We start from the raw sequence: 15451 nt of genomic DNA on the forward strand, positions 1-15451 counted from the left end.
GGAAGGATCTCGGCCTACCCTCCCCGCGTCCGGCCCCGAGCCGGCCGAGAGGAGGAGTCGTGACCGACCCCCGCACCACCCCCACCGCGCACGCCACCGGGAGCACCGGTGCCGGCGCGGTCCCGGCCGCCGGCGCCGCCGGGGTCGAGGAGTTCGGCTACCGGCAGGAGCTCAAGCGCTCGCTGAGCTTCACCGACCTGCTGGTCTACGGCCTGGTCTTCATGGTCCCGATCGCGCCGTTCGGCATCTTCGGCAGCGTCTTCCAGGCCTCCGGCGGGATGATCGCGCTCGCCTACGCCATCGGCGGCCTGGCGATGGCCTTCACCGCGGCGTCGTACTCGCAGATGTCGCGCGCCTTCCCGATGGCCGGCTCGGTCTACACCTACGCCGGGCGCGGCATCGCCCAGCCGGTCGGGTTCATCGCCGGCTGGATGATCCTGCTCGACTACGTGCTGGTCCCGGCGCTGCTGTACCTCATCGCCGCGGTCGCGATGAACTCGATCGTGACGTCGATCCCGGTCTGGGTCTGGCTGATCGGCTTCGTCGTCCTCAACACGGTCGTCAACTACTTCGGCATCGAGTTCACCGCGCGGGTCAACAAGATCATGCTGGTCGGGGAGCTCGTCGTGCTGGCGGTCTTCCTCGTCATCGGCGTCGTCGCGCTGGCCTCCGGCGAGGGCCGCGGCTTCGACCTCACGCCGATCTACAACAGCGACACCTTCTCGCTGGAGCTGGTGTTCGGCGCCGTGTCGGTCGCGGTGCTGAGCTTCCTCGGCTTCGACGGCATCTCCACCCTCGCCGAGGAGAACCGGGAGTCGGCCCGCTCCATCGGCAAGGCGATGATCGCCGCGCTGGCGCTGGCCGGGACGCTGTTCATCGTGCAGACCTGGGTCGCCGCGCTGCTGGTGCCCGACCCGGACGCGCTCATCGCCGAGGGCGACGCCGCGGGCACCGCCTTCTACGACGCGGCCGAGGTGGCCGGCGGTGCCTGGCTGGGCACGCTGACGGCGATCGCGACGGCGGTCGCGTGGGGCTTCGCCAACTCGCTGGTCGCCCAGGCGGCCACCTCGCGGCTGCTGTTCGCCATGGCGCGCGACCGCCAGCTGCCCGGCTTCCTGCGCCAGGTGCACCCGACCCGCCGCGTGCCGGTCAACGCCACCTTCCTCGTCGCGGCCGTCTCCCTCGTCCTCGGCCTCTACATGGAGCAGCGCGAGGACGGCATCACGCTGCTGTCCACCCTGGTCAACTTCGGCGCGCTGTCGGCGTTCCTGCTGTTGCACGTCGCCGTCGTCTGGCACTTCGTCGGTCGCCTCAGGAGCCGCAACTGGTGGCTGCACCTGGTGGTGCCGGTCATCGGGTTCGGCATCCTGGCCTACGTCGTCTACAACGCCCAGGTGGCCGCCCAGGAGCTCGGGTTCGTGTGGCTGGCCATCGGCGTGGTGCTGATGGTCGTCCTGATCGCCACCGGCCGCCGGCCGGAGATCCGGGCGGAGGAGAACCTGTGACCGCGGCGCTCGAGGTCGTCTCGCTGGAGCCGGCCCCCGACCAGCTGCGGTACTCCTTCGGCGGCGCCGAGCCGCTGCTGACCGTGGCCCCGGGCACGGTGGTCGAGCTGACCACGGAGGACTGCTTCGGCGGGGCGGTGCGCGGCGTCGACGACCTGCCCAGCCAGGTCTGCGTGTTCCCCTACCTCAACCCGGTCACCGGCCCGATCGCCGTCGAGGGCGCCGAGCCCGGCGACACGCTGGCCGTGCACCTGGTCGACGTCGCGCCGGTGCGCGACTGGGCGGTGTCGACCACCTTCCCGCACTTCGGTGCGCTGACCACCACGCACCAGACGGCGATGCTGCACGCGCCGCTGGAGGAGCTGGTGTGGCTCTACGAGGTCGACCGGGAGCGGGGTACCTGCCTGTTCCGGCCGCGCCGCGGCGGGCCGGAGGTCGAGCTCCCGCTCGACCCGATGCACGGCACGATCGGCGTCGCCCCGGGCGCGGGCGAGGTGCACGCGAGCATCACCCCGGGTGCGCACGGCGGGAACATGGACACCCCCGAGGTGCGCGCCGGGACGACGCTGTACTTCGGCGTCAACGTCCCCGGCGGGCAGCTGTCGATCGGCGACGGGCACTGCCGGCAGGGCGAGGGCGAGGTCTGCGGCACCGCCGTCGAGGCGGCCATGCGCACCGTCGTCGTCGTGGACCTGGTCAAGGGCGGCGGGCCGGCGTGGCCACGGCTGGAGACCGACGAGTTCCTCATGTCGACCGGCTCGGTCCGGCCGCTGGAGGACGCCTTCCGGGTCAGCCAGCACGACCTGGTCACCTGGGCCGCCGAGCTGACCGGGTGGGACGTCCTGGACGCCTACCAGCTGGTCAGCCAGGCGGGACTGGCGCCGGCGGGCAACGTCGTCGACACCAACTACACGATGGTGGCGAAGCTGGCCAAGCGGTACCTGCCCGGCGCGCCCGCCGCCGACGGCGTGCACGAGCGGCTGCGGGAGACCGCCGCCGCCTACCTCGGGCAGCGCTGACCGCGGCGGTCGTCCCGGCGCCGCGATCCCGCGCCGGGACGGCCGTCCGCGCGTAGCCTGCCGCGCGTGGAGGCCGCGGAGTACGTCGCGGAGTCGCCGGCGGGCGGCCCCGACGCCGTGGCCGCGCTCCTCCCGATGGTGCGGCGCATCGTCGCCGCCCGGGTGGCCGACGCCACCGCCGCCGAGGACCTGGTCCAGGAGACCCTGGTGCGCGTCCTCACCGCCTCCGGCCGGGTCGAGCCCGGCATGCTCGAGCCCTACGCCATCGCCACGGCGCGCAACGTCGTCGCCACCTCCTGGCGGGAGCAGGACCGCCAGCGGCGCAACCAGCACCGGGTGGTCGACCTGCGGGTGCCCGACCCGCCCGACGGCGAGCTGCTCGCCGCGGAGGAGCGGTCCGCCGTCGCCGAGGCGCTCACCCGGCTCTCCGAGCGTGACCGGCAGGCCCTCCTCGAGCACGAGGTGTCCGGCCGGGACACCCGGGCGCTGGCCACCGAGCTCGGCTCGACCGCCGGCGCCGTCGCCGCGCAGCTGCACCGCGCCCGGGCCCGGCTCCGGGTCGAGTACCTGCTGGCCCGCGACCGCGTCGAGCCGCCGACCGAGCGCTGCCGCCCGGTGCTGTTCGCCCTCTCCAGCGGCGACCGCCGCCGCCAGCGCGAGGTCGACGCCGGGCGGCACCTGCTCGAGTGCGACGTCTGCGCCACGCTCAGCCAGCCGCTGCTGGAGCGGGCGCCGCAGCGCGACGACGAGGTCCGCATCGCCATCGGGGCCGACGCCGACGTCGTCGCCGCCCGGCAGGCCGCCCGGGACCTCGCCGGCCGGCTCGGCTGCTTCTCGGCCACCGACCTGACGCTCATCGCCACGGCGGTCTCCGAGGTGACCCGCAACATCGTCAAGTTCGCCGGTTCCGGCGAGGTCGTCGTGGAGGTCCTCGACCACCCGCGCAAGGGCGTGCAGGTGACCGCCCGCGACGCCGGCCCCGGCATCCCCGACGTCGAGCGGGCGCTGCAGGACGGCTACAGCACCTACGCCGGCCTGGGGCTGGGACTGCCCGGCGCCCGGCGGCTGATGGACGAGTTCGCGATCGCCTCCGAGGTGGGGCGGGGGACGACGGTGACGATGACGAGATGGTGTGGTCAGCGATGAGCGTCCAGGGCACGGAGACGACGACGGCGCCCGGCGCTCCCGGCGAGGACCAGCTGCTCCCCCAGCTCGTCGCGCACCTGCGCGAGCACCGCGCGCGGCTGCGGCAGGAGTGGTCCGAGCGCATCCAGCAGGCCGGCCTGCTGCACGCCATGACCCCGCAGGAGATGGCGGCCGAGACCACCTCGGTCTACGACAACTACGTCGAGGTGCTCGAGACCGGCAGCGTCGAGGCGCTGCGGCGCTACGCCCGCGACCTGTCGGAGCGGATCATCCCGCGCGGGGTGGAGACCCACGAGGTCGTGGGCATCGTGCTGCTGCTGCGCGACGTGCTCGCCCGCTCGCTGTTCGAGAAGTACCAGCGCGACTTCGGCCTGCTCAACCGGGTGCTCGACGCCTACGAGCCCGCGGCCAACCGCATCGCGAACACCGTCGCGGTGAGCTTCGTCGAGGAGCGCGAGCGGGTCATCCGGCAGCAGCAGGACGCGTTGCGCGAGCTGTCCACCCCGGTCCTGCCGGTGCGCGAGCGGCTGCTCATCCTGCCGATCATCGGGGTCCTCGACAGCGAGCGGGCCCGCCAGCTCACCGAGCAGCTGCTGACCGGCATCCGCACCCACCGCGCCCGGGTGGTGGTCATCGACATCACCGGGGTCCCCGAGGTCGACGAGTCGGTGGCCAACCACCTCGTGCAGACCGTCGACGCCTCCCGGCTCATGGGCGCCAGCGTCATCATCACCGGTCTGTCGCCGAAGATCGCCCAGACGCTGGTGACCATCGGGGTGGACCTCAGCAAGATGGACACCATCGGCGACCTGCAGGGCGGCCTCGAGGAGGCCGAGCGCCTCCTCGGTTACACGACCGGCAGGGACGACGGGGCGGCCGCCCCGTGACCGGGCCCCGGTTGGTCTCGATCCTGCGGCAGGGGTCCTACCTGATCGCCTCGATCCACACCGCCCTCGACGACACGCAGATGACCGCGTTCCAGGACGACCTGGTCGAGCGCATCGGCCGCGACCGCGCCCGGGGGGTGGTCATCGACGTCGCGGCGCTCGACGTGCTGGACTCCTTCGCCACCCGGACGCTGCGCACGATCGGCGAGGTCGCCCGGCTGCGCGGCGCGGTGACGGTGGTGGTGGGCATCCAGCCGGAGGTGGCCTTCGCCATGGTGGCGCTGGGGATGGACACCGGGTCGGTGCACACCGCGCTCGACCTCGAGGAGGGGCTGGCCTTCCTCGACCGGGTCGTCGGCTCCCGCCGTCCGGTGACGACCCTGCGGGGTGGTGCGGGGTGACCGGCATCGAGGGGTTCGCCCGCGACTACCGCGTCGGCTTCCTGGCCCACCTCGCCCGCCGCAGCGAGGCCTCCCTGCACCGCGGGTACGAGCTCGGCCGGGCCGCGGTCACCGGGGGGCTGGGGATCCTCGAGGTCGTGCACGTGCACCACGAGGTGCTGCTCGGGGTCCTCCGCGAGACCCCCGCCGGCGAGCTGGCCGACGTCGCCGCCGCGGCGTCGGAGTTCCTCTGCGAGGTGCTGGCGACGTCGGACATGGCGCAGCGGGCGCTGCTGCGCCCGCGATGAGGGAGGACCCCCGGCCGGGTCGGGGGCAACGACCCCGGCCGGGGGCGGTCGGGCGCGGGCGGGCGCCCGCGCGGGTGCGGGCTACTGGAAGGCGCGGGGCAGCTGCTCGACGGTGCCCTCGCACCTGACGTCGCCGGTGTTGGCCAGCTCCGCGAGGACGCCGACGCTGACGCCGCAGACGTTGGCGGCCACACCGATGGGGATCTGGACGGCCACCTCGTTGCCGCTGAGGACGTCCACGAGCGTGACGTTCACCAGCCCGCCGGTGATCAGCGGCTGGGCGCCGGCGATGCCGGCGGTGCCGGTGACGAGCGCGGCGCTCGCGGCCAGACAGAACGCCGAACGCTTGAGCATGCTGGTCATGGGGGTTCCCTCCGTGTGTGGCCCGGTGCGGCGCCGTCGCCGCGGTGGGCCGGCACGGGTGAAGACCCCTCCGCCCGCCCGGCGTGACGCGGGCCGGCGAGCCGGGCGGGTCGCAGAAACGGGACCGGGGCCACGTCATGGCGACGGTCCGGCGGCGTCCGGGCGGGTATGGGCACCCGGACACCGCCCGCCGTCGGAGGAGAACTCGTGACCGACGCCCCGGATCCCCGGACCGCCGGACGCCGGCGCACGCTGCTGGCCGCCACCGAGCCGGTGCGCGCCGCGGCCAGCGCCGGCGCGCTGGCGCTGTCCTACCCCCTGCTGCGCGGCGCCCCGCGCGGTGAGCCGCACGGCGTGCTCGTGCTCCCCGGGCTGCTCGCCTCCGACGTGTCCACGGTGACGCTGCGCCGCTGGCTGCGCGGGCTCGGCTACCCGGTGGTCGGCTGGGAGCTCGGCCGCAACCGCGGCCCGACGAAGGAGATCACCGACGAGCTGCCCCGCCTGGTGGAGCGCCTGGCCGAGCAGCACGAGGGACCGGTGAGCATCGTCGGGCAGAGCCTCGGGGGCATCTACGCCCGGCGGCTGGCGCTGCGGGTGCCGCGGCTGGTCCGGCAGGTGCTCAGCCTGGGCTCACCGTTCGGCATGGCCGGCCGCCCCGCCGACGACACCCCCGGCGCCCGTGCCTACGCCCGCTACCGGCACCTGCACGCCGTGCCACGCGCCCGCGGGGGCCTCGCCGGCGGCCTCCCGGTGCCCAGCACCGCCGTCTACTCGCGGTGGGACGGCGTCGTCGACTGGCGGGCCTGCCGGCAGCAGCCGGGGCCGCGGGCGGAGAACGTCGGCGTGCACGCCAGCCACCTGGGGATGGGCCACGACCCCGCCGTGCTGTGGCTGGTGGCCGACCGGCTCGCCCAGACCCGGGACGGCTGGGCGCCGTTCACCCCGCCCGCGCGGCTGCGGTTCCTCTACCCGCGGGAGGACGACGACACGGCCGGCTGACGGCGCCGCGCCCGCAGCACCGCGTCGGCGGCGTGGGCGGAGCCGTGCTCGTGCCCGCGGGCCTCCCGCGGCCGCGACTCCGCCACCTGCACCTCCCAGTTCCCGGGGTCGAGCGCCTCGGCCAGCTGCCCGCCGGTGGCGTACCAGTCGGGCAGGCCCGGCCGCTGGATGCCGCGGGAGGAGTCGCTGCCGTCGTGCATCGTGACCAGCAGCGTGCCGCCGGGGGCGACCGCGGCGGCCAGCCGGCGCAGCACGTCGTCGCGGGTGCCGGGCGGGAAGTGCAGGAAGGACGCCGTCACGAGGTCCCACCGCTCCTCGCCGGGCTCCCACGACGAGACGTCGGCCTTGCGGGTCTCCAGCGGCACCCCGGCCGCCGCGGCCGCCGCGGCGGCCCGGTCCAGTGCGGTGCGGGAGAGGTCCAGCGCGGTCACCGACCAGCCGCGCCGGGCCAGCCAGACGGCGTCCCCACCCTCCCCCGCGCCGGCGTCGAGCGCGCGGCCGGGCGGCAGGTCGGCGGCCTCGGCGGCCAGCACGTCGTTGACCCGGCCGCTCCAGACGCCGTGCCCGTGCGAGCGGTAGCGCTCCTCCCACCACCGCTCGCCGTACTCGGGGTCGCTCATCGCCCGGATCACCTCCACCGCGGCCCGGGTGTCGTCGGCGACCAGGTCGGCGTTGATCTGCGCGCCGGCCACCAGGCCCGCGGCGGCGGCGCCGATCACCTGGGCGCCGGGGTCGGCGACGTTGCCGGCCGCCCACACGCCGGGCACCGCGGTGGCGCCGCGGGCGTCGACCGGCACGTGGGTGCCGACGACCGCCTCGCCCATCCGGAACGGCTGGGTCGCCAGGCCCAGCCCGGTCAGCACGGCCGAGCGGGCGGTGAACACCGGGGCGACGACGACGGCCGCGCGGGGCACGACCTCGCCGTCGGCCAGCCGGACGCCGGTCAGCCGGCCGCCGTCGGTCTCCAGCGCCGCGACCTCGCCGCGCACGACCCGCACACCGCGGGCGGCCAGGGCCTCGGCGGTGGCGTCGTCCGGTTCGGGGGCGGCGTGCAGGAAGAACACGACGTCGGCGCTCCACTGCCGCCACAGCTGGACCTGGTGCAGCGACATCGGCCCGGTCGCGATCACGCCGATCGGCCGGTCGCGCACCTCCCAGCCGTGGCAGTACGGGCAGTGCAGCACGTCGGTGCCCCACAGCTCGCGCACGCCGGGGATCGCGGGCAGCTCGTCGGTCAGGCCGGTGGTGACCAGCAGCCGGCGGGCGCGCAGCACGGGGCCGCCCGCCACCTCGACGGTGAAGGCCCCGGCCGACCCGCCGGCCGCCGTCACCGTGCCGTCGACCAGCACGCCGCCGTAGCCGGCGACCTCGGCCCGCCCGGCGGCGAGCAGGTCGCCGGGCGGGGTGCCGTCGCGGCCCAGGTAGTTGTGCATCTCGTGCGCCGGCGCGTTGCGCGGCGTCCCGTCGTCGACCACCGCCACCGAGCGGCGCGCCCGTGCCAGGGCGAGGGCGCCGGACAGACCGGCCGCTCCCCCGCCGACGACCACCACGTCGTACGTCTCGTCCATGCCGGCGACGATGCGCCCCGACCTGCCGGTCAGGCAAGTTCCTTTGCCATACTGGCAACGTGACCGAACTGGACGCCGTCCTCGACGCCGTCGGCCCGCGGCTGCGCGAGCTGCGCCGGCGGCGGGGCGCGACGCTGACCCAGCTGTCGGAGGACACCGGCATCTCGGTGTCCACGCTGTCGCGGCTGGAGTCGGGGCAGCGCCGGCCCACCCTGGAGCTGCTGCTGCCGCTGGCCCGCGCCCACCAGGTGCCGCTCGACGAGCTGGTCGACGCCCCCGAGACCGGCGACCCCCGGGTGCGGCTGCGGCCGATCACCCGGCACGGCGCCACCTTCCTGCCGCTCACCCGGCGCCCGGGCGGGCTGCAGGCCTACAAGATGGTGCTGCCGCCGGGCTGGGGTGGGGAGCCCGGCGAGCTGCGCTCCCACGAGGGCTGGGAGTGGGTCTACGTCCTGTCGGGGCGGCTGCGGCTGCTGCTGGGCGACGCCGACGTGACCCTGACCCCGGGCGAGGTGGCCGAGTTCGACACCCGCACCCCGCACTGGCTGGGCAACCCCGACGACCGTCCGGCCGAGGTGCTCGCCCTCTTCGGCCCGCAGGGCGAGCGCATCCACGTGCGCGCCGCCCCCGCCCGCCGCTGAGGTGCCGATGTCGCGACAAAGGCACCTCTCCCAGGTGCCTTTGTCGCGACATCTGCACCTCTCCCGATCGGTCGTGCGGGACCGGGTGAGGCACGGCCGAGTGGGGTACTCCCGTCGGCATGAGCGGGAAGTCGGCCGAGGACTACGCCGAGGACTACACGGACCCGGAGCTGCGCGCGCGGCTCAAGGAGGAGATCAAGGCCGGCGACCGGGGCGGGCGGCCCGGCCAGTGGAGCGCCCGCAAGAGCCAGCTGCTCGCCCACGAGTACGAGGCGCAGGGCGGCGGCTACCGGCACGAGGGGCAGCGCACCGAGTCCCAGCGGCACCTGCAGGAGTGGACCGACCAGGACTGGCACACCGCCGACGGCGGCGACCGCGCCCGAGGCTCCGACGGGACCAAGCGGTACCTGCCCGACGCCGCGTGGGAGCTGCTCTCCGACGAGGAGAAGCGGGCCACCGACACGAGGAAGAGGGGCGCCGAGGAGCAGCACGTGGCCAACACCGAGGCGGCCAGGGAGGCGCGCACGGCCGCCGAGCTGCTCGACGTGGACGCCGCGGAGGCGAGGAGGCGGGTGGCCCGCATGTCCGGCGACGCGCAGCTCGACCGCGCCGAGCAGGCCGAGCGCGAGCTCGGGAGGGGCCGCAAGACCGTCCTCGAGGCGATCGAGCGTCGGCGCGACGCCGAGTGAGGCCGGTGGGCCGCGATCGGATGACCTGATCGTGGACGTCCTCCCCGACCGCCCACCGCGCGGGAGGACGCCCTGCGGTGAGGGGGGACGGCCCGACACGCCGTGCAGTGGACGCAACATTGCACGGTCTGCACAGTTTGGCCCATGATGTCCGGGTGAGCACCGGCCTGCGCGAGCGCAAGAAGCTCGCCACCCGCCTCGCCCTGCACCAGGCGGCGCTGCAACTGGTCGCCGAGCGCGGCCTCGACGGCGTCTCCGTCGACGACGTCGCCGCGCGGGCCGGCGTCTCCCCGCGCACGTTCTTCAACTACTTCCCCACCAAGGACGACGCCGTCGTGGGCATCGACGCCTCGGCCGTCGCCCAGACCGCCGAGCGGTTCGCCGCCCGGCCCGCCGGGGAGTCGCCGGTCGAGGCGCTGCGCGCGGTGCAGGCGCAGCAGGCCGCCGAGATGGCCGACGAGCCCGCGGGGCTGTGGCCGCTGCGGCTGCGGGTCATCGAGGCCCACCCGGTGCTCGTCGGGCGGCTGCACGCCGTCTTCAACTCGGCGGAGCGGACGCTGGCCGAGGCCATCGCCGTCCGCACGGGGACCGACGCCGCCGGCGACGTCTACCCCACCCTGCTCGCGGCGGTCTCGGGGACGGCCGTGCGCGCCGCCCTGCGCGCCTGGCTCGCGAGCGACTGCACCACCTCGCTGCCCGCCCTCGTCGACGAGGCGTGGGACGCGCTCGCCGCCGGGCTCCCCGCCCCGCGCCCCTGATCCCCCGAGCGGCCGCCGTCGTCCGCTCCTCCCTCGGTGCCGCGCGCCCGCGGCACCGCCGAACGACCCTTGGAGAACCCGTGCAGTCCCCGCCCGTCGACGGCTCCGCACCGCCGATCGTCCTGACCCGCCGCCGGGTCAACCTGGTCTTCTCGGCGCTGCTCGCCGGCATGCTCATGGCCAGCCTCGACCAGACGATCGTCTCCACCTCGATGCCGACGATCGTCGGCGAGCTCGGCGGCGTCTCCTCCATGGCGTGGGTGACGACCGCCTACCTGCTGGCGACGACGCTCGTCATGCCCGTCTACGGCAAGCTCGGCGACCTGTGGGGCCGGCGCTCGCTGTTCCTCGTCGCGATCGGGCTGTTCACCGTGGCCAGCGTCGGCGCAGCGCTGGCGCCGGACTTCACCTGGTTCGTCGTCTGGCGCGGGGTGCAGGGCCTCGGCGGCGGCGGGCTGATGATCCTGTCCCAGGCCATCATCGCCGACATCGTCCCGGCCCGGGAGCGCGCGAGGTACATGGGCCCCATCGGCGCGCTCTTCGGCCTGTCGGCCGTCGCCGGGCCGCTGGTCGGCGGCTTCTTCACCGACTCCGCCGCGCTGGGCTGGCAGTGGTGCTTCTGGATCAACGTGCCGGTCGGCCTGGCCGCGTTCACCATCGCCTGGTTCGCCCTCACCCTGCCGCGCCGGCGCAGCACGACCCCGCTGGGCGTCGCGGGCATCGTGGCGCTGTCGGCCACCACGACGTCGCTGGTGCTGTTCACCGACCTCGGCGGCAGCGACGGCTGGACCGACCCGCTGACCCTGGCCCTGGCGGCCGCGTTCGTCGTCTCGGCCGTCGTGTTCGTGCTGGTCGAGCGGCGCGCGGTCGAGCCGATCGTGCCGCTGAGCCTCTTCCGCAACCCGACCTTCGTCGTCGCCACCGCGCTGGGCATGGCCGTGGGCCTGGGCATGTTCTCGGCGATCGCCTTCATGCCGACGTTCCTGCAGATGAGCTCGGGGCTGTCCGCGGCCCACTCGGGCCTGCTCATGCTGCCGATGACCGCCGGGATCATCCTGACCATCCAGACCTCGGCGTCGCTGATCCTCAGGGACGGCCGGTACAAGCGGTTCACCATCGCCGGGGTCGCGGTGATCCTCGCGACGATGGTCTGGATGACGACGCTGTCGGGCGGCACGTCGCTGTGGACGATCGGCGCGATGTTCTTCGCGCTCGGCTGCGGCCTCGGGCTGATCATGCAGAACGTCGTCCTGGCCGCGCAGAACGCCGTCCCGGCCCGCCAGATCGGCACCGCCACCTCCACGAACAACTACTTCCGCGAGGTGGGCGCCACCCTCGGCGTCGCCGTCTTCGGCACGCTGTTCACCAGCCGGCTGGCCGACAACCTCACCGGCGCGCTGGCCGGCAACGCCGAGCAGGCCGTCCGGGCGGGCATCACCTCACCGGACACGCTGGTGCCGGCCGCGGTGGAGGCCGCCGGCGACCCGCTGCGGACGGCGATCGTCGACGCCTACGCGAGCTCGCTGGCGCCGGTGTTCTGGTACCTGGTGCCGATCCTCGCCGTGGCGCTGCTGCTGTCGTTCGCGCTGCGGGAGATCCCGCTGTCCGAGCACGCCGGCATGGTCGCCCGCGGTGAGGCGGTGGAGTCCGAGGAGGAGCTCGCCGCACTGCTGCGCTCGGGCGCGCACGCCGCCGTCCCGGCCGCGGAGCCGACCCTGCGCGCGGAGCGCGACGACGACCGGGACGACGACGCCCTGCGCGTCTGACCCGAGCACTTCCGCGGAAGTGCACGCCACCGGGGGACTCGGCGAGCCCCGGCCGTGCACTTCCGCGGACGTGCGCGGCCGGGTCAGCGGGCGGCGGCGGACTCGGCGACCAGCCGGTCGAGCAGGTCCCGCGGCAGGGCGGCGCCGAAGTGGGCGGCGAAGCGGCGCATCGGCATGGAGCCGATCATCTGCAGCATCCCCGCCTGCTCCTCCGGGGAGGCGGCGTCGGCGGGCATCGTCGCGGCCAGCGCCGCCACCAGCGCGGGGCCGGCCGCCGGGTGGGTGAACCACTCGGCGACCGAGGAGTCCATCGTCAGCACCCGCACCAGGTCGTCCCCGGCCAGGGTCACCGGCTGCTCCAGCAGGACCGTCTCGGCGTCGGCGCAGACCTGCACCACGTACTCCCCCGGCGCCACCACCCAGCCGGACTCGACGACGTCCCAGTAGGCGAACGCCCGGCGGCCGAGCTCCAGCACGACCTCCCGGCTCTCCCCCGGTCCGAGCGCCACCTTGGTGAACGCCCGCAGCTCGCGCAGCGGGCGGCGCACCGGCCCGGCCGTGGTCGAGACGTAGACCTGCACGACGTGCTTCCCGGCCCGGTCGCCGGTGTTGGTGACGGTGAGCGCGGCCGTGGCGGTGTCGTCGCCGGTGACCTCGACCCGCAGCTCCGAGGTCGTGAACGTCGTGTAGGACAGCCCGTACCCGAACGGGTGGCGCACCGGCCGGCGCTGGGTGAGCAGCCCGCGGTAGCCGACCATCACTCCCTCGCCGTAGACCACCCTGCCCTGCTCGCCGGGGAAGGACAGGAAGCTCGGGGAGTCCTCGAGCCGCAGCGGAACGGTCTCGGCGAGCCGGCCCGAGGGGTTCGCGACGCCCATCAGCAGGTCGGCCAGCGCGGCGCCGCCGGCCTGGCCGAGCAGCGCACCGTCCAGGACCGCGTCGACGTCGTCGTGCCAGCCCTCCAGCGACACGACCCCGCCGTGGGAGAGGACGACGACGGTCCGCGGGGCCGCGGCGGCCACCGCGCGGACGAGCTCGACCTGCGCGGCCGGCAGGTCGATCGTCGTCCGGTCGAAGCCCTCGGACTCCTCGGCCTCACCGAGGCCCACGAAGACGACGGCGACCTCGGCGTCGCGGGCCAGGGCCACCGCCTCCGCGCGCAGCGCCGCGGCGTCGCCGGAGCCGTCGAGGTCGACGCCGGGCGCGAAGGGGACCTCGCCCGCGGCGAGCTCGCGCAGGGCGTCGAGCGCGGAGTCGACCCGGGTGGCGTTGACGTTGGAGCTGCCGCCACCCTGGCAGCGCGGCGTGCGGGCCAGCTCCCCGACGACGGCGAGGCGGGTGCCCGGCGCGAGCGGCAGGGCGCCGCGCTCGTTGCGCAGCAGGACGGCGCACTCGGCGGCCAGTTCCCGGGCCAGCGCGTGGTGGGCCTCGGCGTCGACGCCGTCGGCCGGGCCGGTGACGTACCGGGCGAGGGCGGCCACCCGGGCGGCGCTCGCGTCGACGGAGGCCTCCTCGAGCTCCCCGGCGCGCACGGCGTCCACGACCCGCCGGTTGCCGGCGCCGCAGTCGCCGGGCATCTGCAGGTCCAGCCCGGCGGCCAGCGCCGCGGCCCGGTCGTCCACGGCACCCCAGTCCGAGACGACGACGCCGTCGAAGCCCCACTGCTCGCGCAGCACCTCGGTCAGCAGCCACCGGTGCTGCGAGGCGTAGACGCCGTTGACCTTGTTGTAGGCGCACATCACCGTGGCCGGCGCCGCCTCGGTGACCACCCGCTCGAAGGCCGGCAGGTGGATCTCGCGCAGCGTCCGCTCGTCGACCTCGACGCTGATCCGCATGCGCTCGGTCTCCTGGTCGTTCGCGGCGAAGTGCTTGACCGACGCGCCCACCCCCTGCGACTGCTGACCGCGCACGTGCGCGGCGCCGAGGACGCCGGAGAGCAGCGGGTCCTCGGAGTAGTACTCGAAGTTCCGCCCGCCCAGCGGCGAGCGCTTGACGTTCACCCCCGGCCCGAGGACGACGTGCACGCCCAGCGCGCGGGCCTCCCGGCCGACCGCCGCGCCGATCCGCTCGGCCACCGACGGGTCCCAGCTGTTGCCCACCGCCACCGCCGGCGGGAAGCAGGTCGCCGGGACGTTGCGGGTGATGCCCGGGCCGGTGAAGTCGCCCTCCTGGCGGCGGACGCCGTGCGGACCGTCGGTGAGCACCACCGACGGGAGCCCGGCCGCCTCGACCGCCGGGGTGGACCAGAAGTCCTGGCCGGACAGCAGCGTGGCCTTCTCCTCGAGGGAGAGGGCGGCCAGGTCGGGGGAGTCGGTCACGGGAGCTCCTCGGGTCGTCGGCACCGGTGTCGCAGGACGCGCGCGTCCAGATGGTCCTGCCGTCCCGCTCAGCTGCCGAGCCGCGGGTCGACGTGGACCTTGGGTCCGGCGCCGCTGCCCGGGGGGCGCCCGCCGGCGAGCACCGCGCCGACCTCCCCGAGACCGACGGTGGCGGCGACCAGTGGCCGGGGGTCGACCGCACCGGTCCGGTAGGCGGCGATCGTGGGGGCCAGCCCGGGGGACGCCGAGAGGACCCCGACCGCCGTGACGTCCTTGAGCAGCAGCGTCCGGGTGTCGATCGTGCTCGGCGTGCCGGCGATGCCGATGCAGACGACGCGGCCGGCGGGCTCGACCAGGTCCAGGGCCAGCGCCGGGGACCCGGGGGCGGTCGAGGCGTCGACGACGGCGTCGAAGGGCAGGTCCGGGAGGGTGTCGCGGGTCCAGGCATCGGCATAGCCGAGACCGCGGGCGAAGTCGAGCGAGGCGGCGGTGACCCCGAGCAGGTGCACCTCGGCGCCTGCCGCACGGAGGAACATCGCCGTCAGCAGGCCGATCGTCCCGGGCCCGATGACCAGCGCGCGGTCGCCGGAGGCCACCGCGGCGGCCTGCGCCGCCCGCCAGGCGTTGCCCCCCGGCTCGACGAGCGCGCCGAGCGCCGCGTCGACGGAGTCGGGCAGCTCGTGCAGCGACGTCACCGGGACGGCGAGCTGCTCGGCCAGCGCACCGGGGCGGTCGCCCCGGATGCCCACCTCCTGCCGGTCCTCGCAGACGTGCTGCTGCCCCCGCCGGCACCGGCGGCAGACCCGGTCGCCGAGCATCGTGTCCCCCGTGACCCGCCGGCCCAGCCAGGCCGGGTCGACCCCGTCGCCCACCGCGGTGACCCGGCCGCACCACTCGTGACCGGGCCGCACGGGGTAGGAGGAGTGCCCGGTCTGCAGGTAGGACAGCTCGCCGGTGAACAGCTCGACGTCGGTGCCGCAGACGCCGGCCCGGTCGACCTCGACGACGACCTCCCCGCGCGCGGCGACGGGGACCGGGACCTCGTGCACGGCCCCCTCCCCCGGCCCGGTCAGGACGAAGGCCCGCATGGTCGGTGCGCTCACC

The 15451-nt window shown here is 75.3% G+C and carries 15 protein-coding genes; 11 read left to right on the forward strand and 4 right to left on the reverse strand.

Translation table 11 applies throughout. The annotated features are described in order from the left end of the window. The first annotated feature begins 59 nt into the window (after positions 1-59). From CHC04_RS07255 to CHC04_RS07280, 6 genes are all read left to right on the forward strand, one after another. On the forward strand, positions 60-1505 hold the full coding sequence (locus CHC04_RS07255) for an APC family permease (protein ID WP_089403169.1): 1446 nt from the start codon (positions 60-62) through the stop codon (positions 1503-1505). Continuing rightward, positions 1502-2524, forward strand: a complete 1023-nt coding sequence (locus tag CHC04_RS07260) for an acetamidase/formamidase family protein (protein ID WP_089403170.1) — start codon at positions 1502-1504, stop codon at positions 2522-2524. The genes CHC04_RS07255 and CHC04_RS07260 overlap by 4 nt, the downstream gene beginning before the upstream one ends. Before the next feature lie 66 nt (positions 2525-2590). Next, positions 2591-3670: a sigma-70 family RNA polymerase sigma factor gene (locus tag CHC04_RS07265; protein WP_245817039.1), complete on the forward strand. Its 1080-nt coding sequence runs from the start codon at positions 2591-2593 to the stop codon at positions 3668-3670. Continuing rightward, positions 3652-4557: an STAS domain-containing protein gene (locus CHC04_RS07270; protein ID WP_245817040.1), complete on the forward strand. Its 906-nt coding sequence runs from the start codon at positions 3652-3654 to the stop codon at positions 4555-4557. The genes CHC04_RS07265 and CHC04_RS07270 overlap by 19 nt, the downstream gene beginning before the upstream one ends. Beyond that, positions 4554-4958: an STAS domain-containing protein gene (locus CHC04_RS07275; protein ID WP_245817041.1), complete on the forward strand. Its 405-nt coding sequence runs from the start codon at positions 4554-4556 to the stop codon at positions 4956-4958. Before CHC04_RS07270 ends, CHC04_RS07275 begins: the two co-directional genes overlap by 4 nt. Beyond that, positions 4955-5245, forward strand: coding sequence for a phosphatase RsbU N-terminal domain-containing protein (locus CHC04_RS07280; RefSeq protein ID WP_089403172.1), 291 nt, complete (start codon positions 4955-4957; stop codon positions 5243-5245). The genes CHC04_RS07275 and CHC04_RS07280 overlap by 4 nt, the downstream gene beginning before the upstream one ends. Positions 5246-5326: 81 nt before the next feature. Here CHC04_RS07280 and CHC04_RS07285 read toward each other — a convergent pair whose 3' ends face one another. Next, entirely contained in the window at positions 5327-5608 is a 282-nt protein-coding gene (locus CHC04_RS07285) for a chaplin family protein (protein ID WP_089403173.1), read from the reverse strand. A gap of 207 nt (positions 5609-5815) precedes the next feature. Here CHC04_RS07285 and CHC04_RS07290 point away from each other — a divergent pair, with 207 nt between their 5' ends. After that, the gene (locus CHC04_RS07290; RefSeq protein WP_089403174.1) at positions 5816-6607 is read left to right on the forward strand and encodes an esterase/lipase family protein; all 792 of its coding nucleotides are present in this window, start codon (positions 5816-5818) and stop codon (positions 6605-6607) included. Here CHC04_RS07290 and CHC04_RS24815 read toward each other — a convergent pair. Continuing rightward, positions 6574-8175 (reverse strand): bifunctional NAD(P)/FAD-dependent oxidoreductase/class I SAM-dependent methyltransferase, encoded by a 1602-nt coding sequence (locus CHC04_RS24815; RefSeq protein WP_089403175.1) that lies wholly within the window; start codon positions 8173-8175, stop codon positions 6574-6576. The two genes, CHC04_RS07290 and CHC04_RS24815, sit on opposite strands and share 34 nt — an antisense overlap. A 59-nt stretch (positions 8176-8234) precedes the next feature. Between CHC04_RS24815 and CHC04_RS07300 the strand changes: the two genes are divergently transcribed. The 4 genes from CHC04_RS07300 (at position 8235) to CHC04_RS07315 (ending at position 12029) form a co-directional block, all read left to right on the forward strand. Continuing rightward, positions 8235-8816, forward strand: a complete 582-nt coding sequence (locus CHC04_RS07300) for a helix-turn-helix domain-containing protein (RefSeq protein WP_089403176.1) — start codon at positions 8235-8237, stop codon at positions 8814-8816. Between the two features lie 119 nt (positions 8817-8935). Continuing rightward, a complete protein-coding gene (locus CHC04_RS07305) occupies positions 8936-9505 on the forward strand; it encodes a hypothetical protein (RefSeq protein WP_089403177.1) in 570 nt (189 codons plus the stop codon). A 155-nt stretch (positions 9506-9660) separates the two neighbouring features. Continuing rightward, positions 9661-10263, forward strand: a complete 603-nt coding sequence (locus CHC04_RS07310; protein WP_217897215.1) for an acyl-CoA-like ligand-binding transcription factor — start codon at positions 9661-9663, stop codon at positions 10261-10263. An 80-nt stretch (positions 10264-10343) separates the two neighbouring features. After that, positions 10344-12029: an MDR family MFS transporter gene (locus tag CHC04_RS07315; protein ID WP_089403179.1), complete on the forward strand. Its 1686-nt coding sequence runs from the start codon at positions 10344-10346 to the stop codon at positions 12027-12029. An 83-nt stretch (positions 12030-12112) separates the two neighbouring features. Here the strand turns inward: CHC04_RS07315 and CHC04_RS07320 are convergent, their stop codons facing one another. Next, entirely contained in the window at positions 12113-14347 is a 2235-nt protein-coding gene (locus tag CHC04_RS07320) for a glycoside hydrolase family 3 C-terminal domain-containing protein (protein WP_089403180.1), read from the reverse strand. A 68-nt stretch (positions 14348-14415) separates the two neighbouring features. Continuing rightward, a complete protein-coding gene (locus CHC04_RS07325; protein WP_245817042.1) occupies positions 14416-15450 on the reverse strand; it encodes a zinc-dependent alcohol dehydrogenase in 1035 nt (344 codons plus the stop codon). Position 15451: the final 1 nt, after the last annotated feature.

It is taken from the genome of Geodermatophilus saharensis (genome assembly GCF_900188205.1).
Lineage (GTDB): Bacteria > Actinomycetota > Actinomycetes > Mycobacteriales > Geodermatophilaceae > Geodermatophilus > Geodermatophilus saharensis.

What these genes read in the sequence shown, in the direction of transcription:
- CHC04_RS07270 (WP_245817040.1), top strand. Translation starts at nt 3,652, where the DNA reads ATGGTGTGGTCAGCGATGAGCGTCCAGGGCACGGAGACGACGACGGCG.
- CHC04_RS07285 (WP_089403173.1), bottom strand. Translation starts at nt 5,608, where the DNA reads ATGACCAGCATGCTCAAGCGTTCGGCGTTCTGTCTGGCCGCGAGCGCC.
- CHC04_RS24815 (WP_089403175.1), bottom strand. Translation starts at nt 8,175, where the DNA reads ATGGACGAGACGTACGACGTGGTGGTCGTCGGCGGGGGAGCGGCCGGT.
- CHC04_RS07305 (WP_089403177.1), top strand. Translation starts at nt 8,936, where the DNA reads ATGAGCGGGAAGTCGGCCGAGGACTACGCCGAGGACTACACGGACCCG.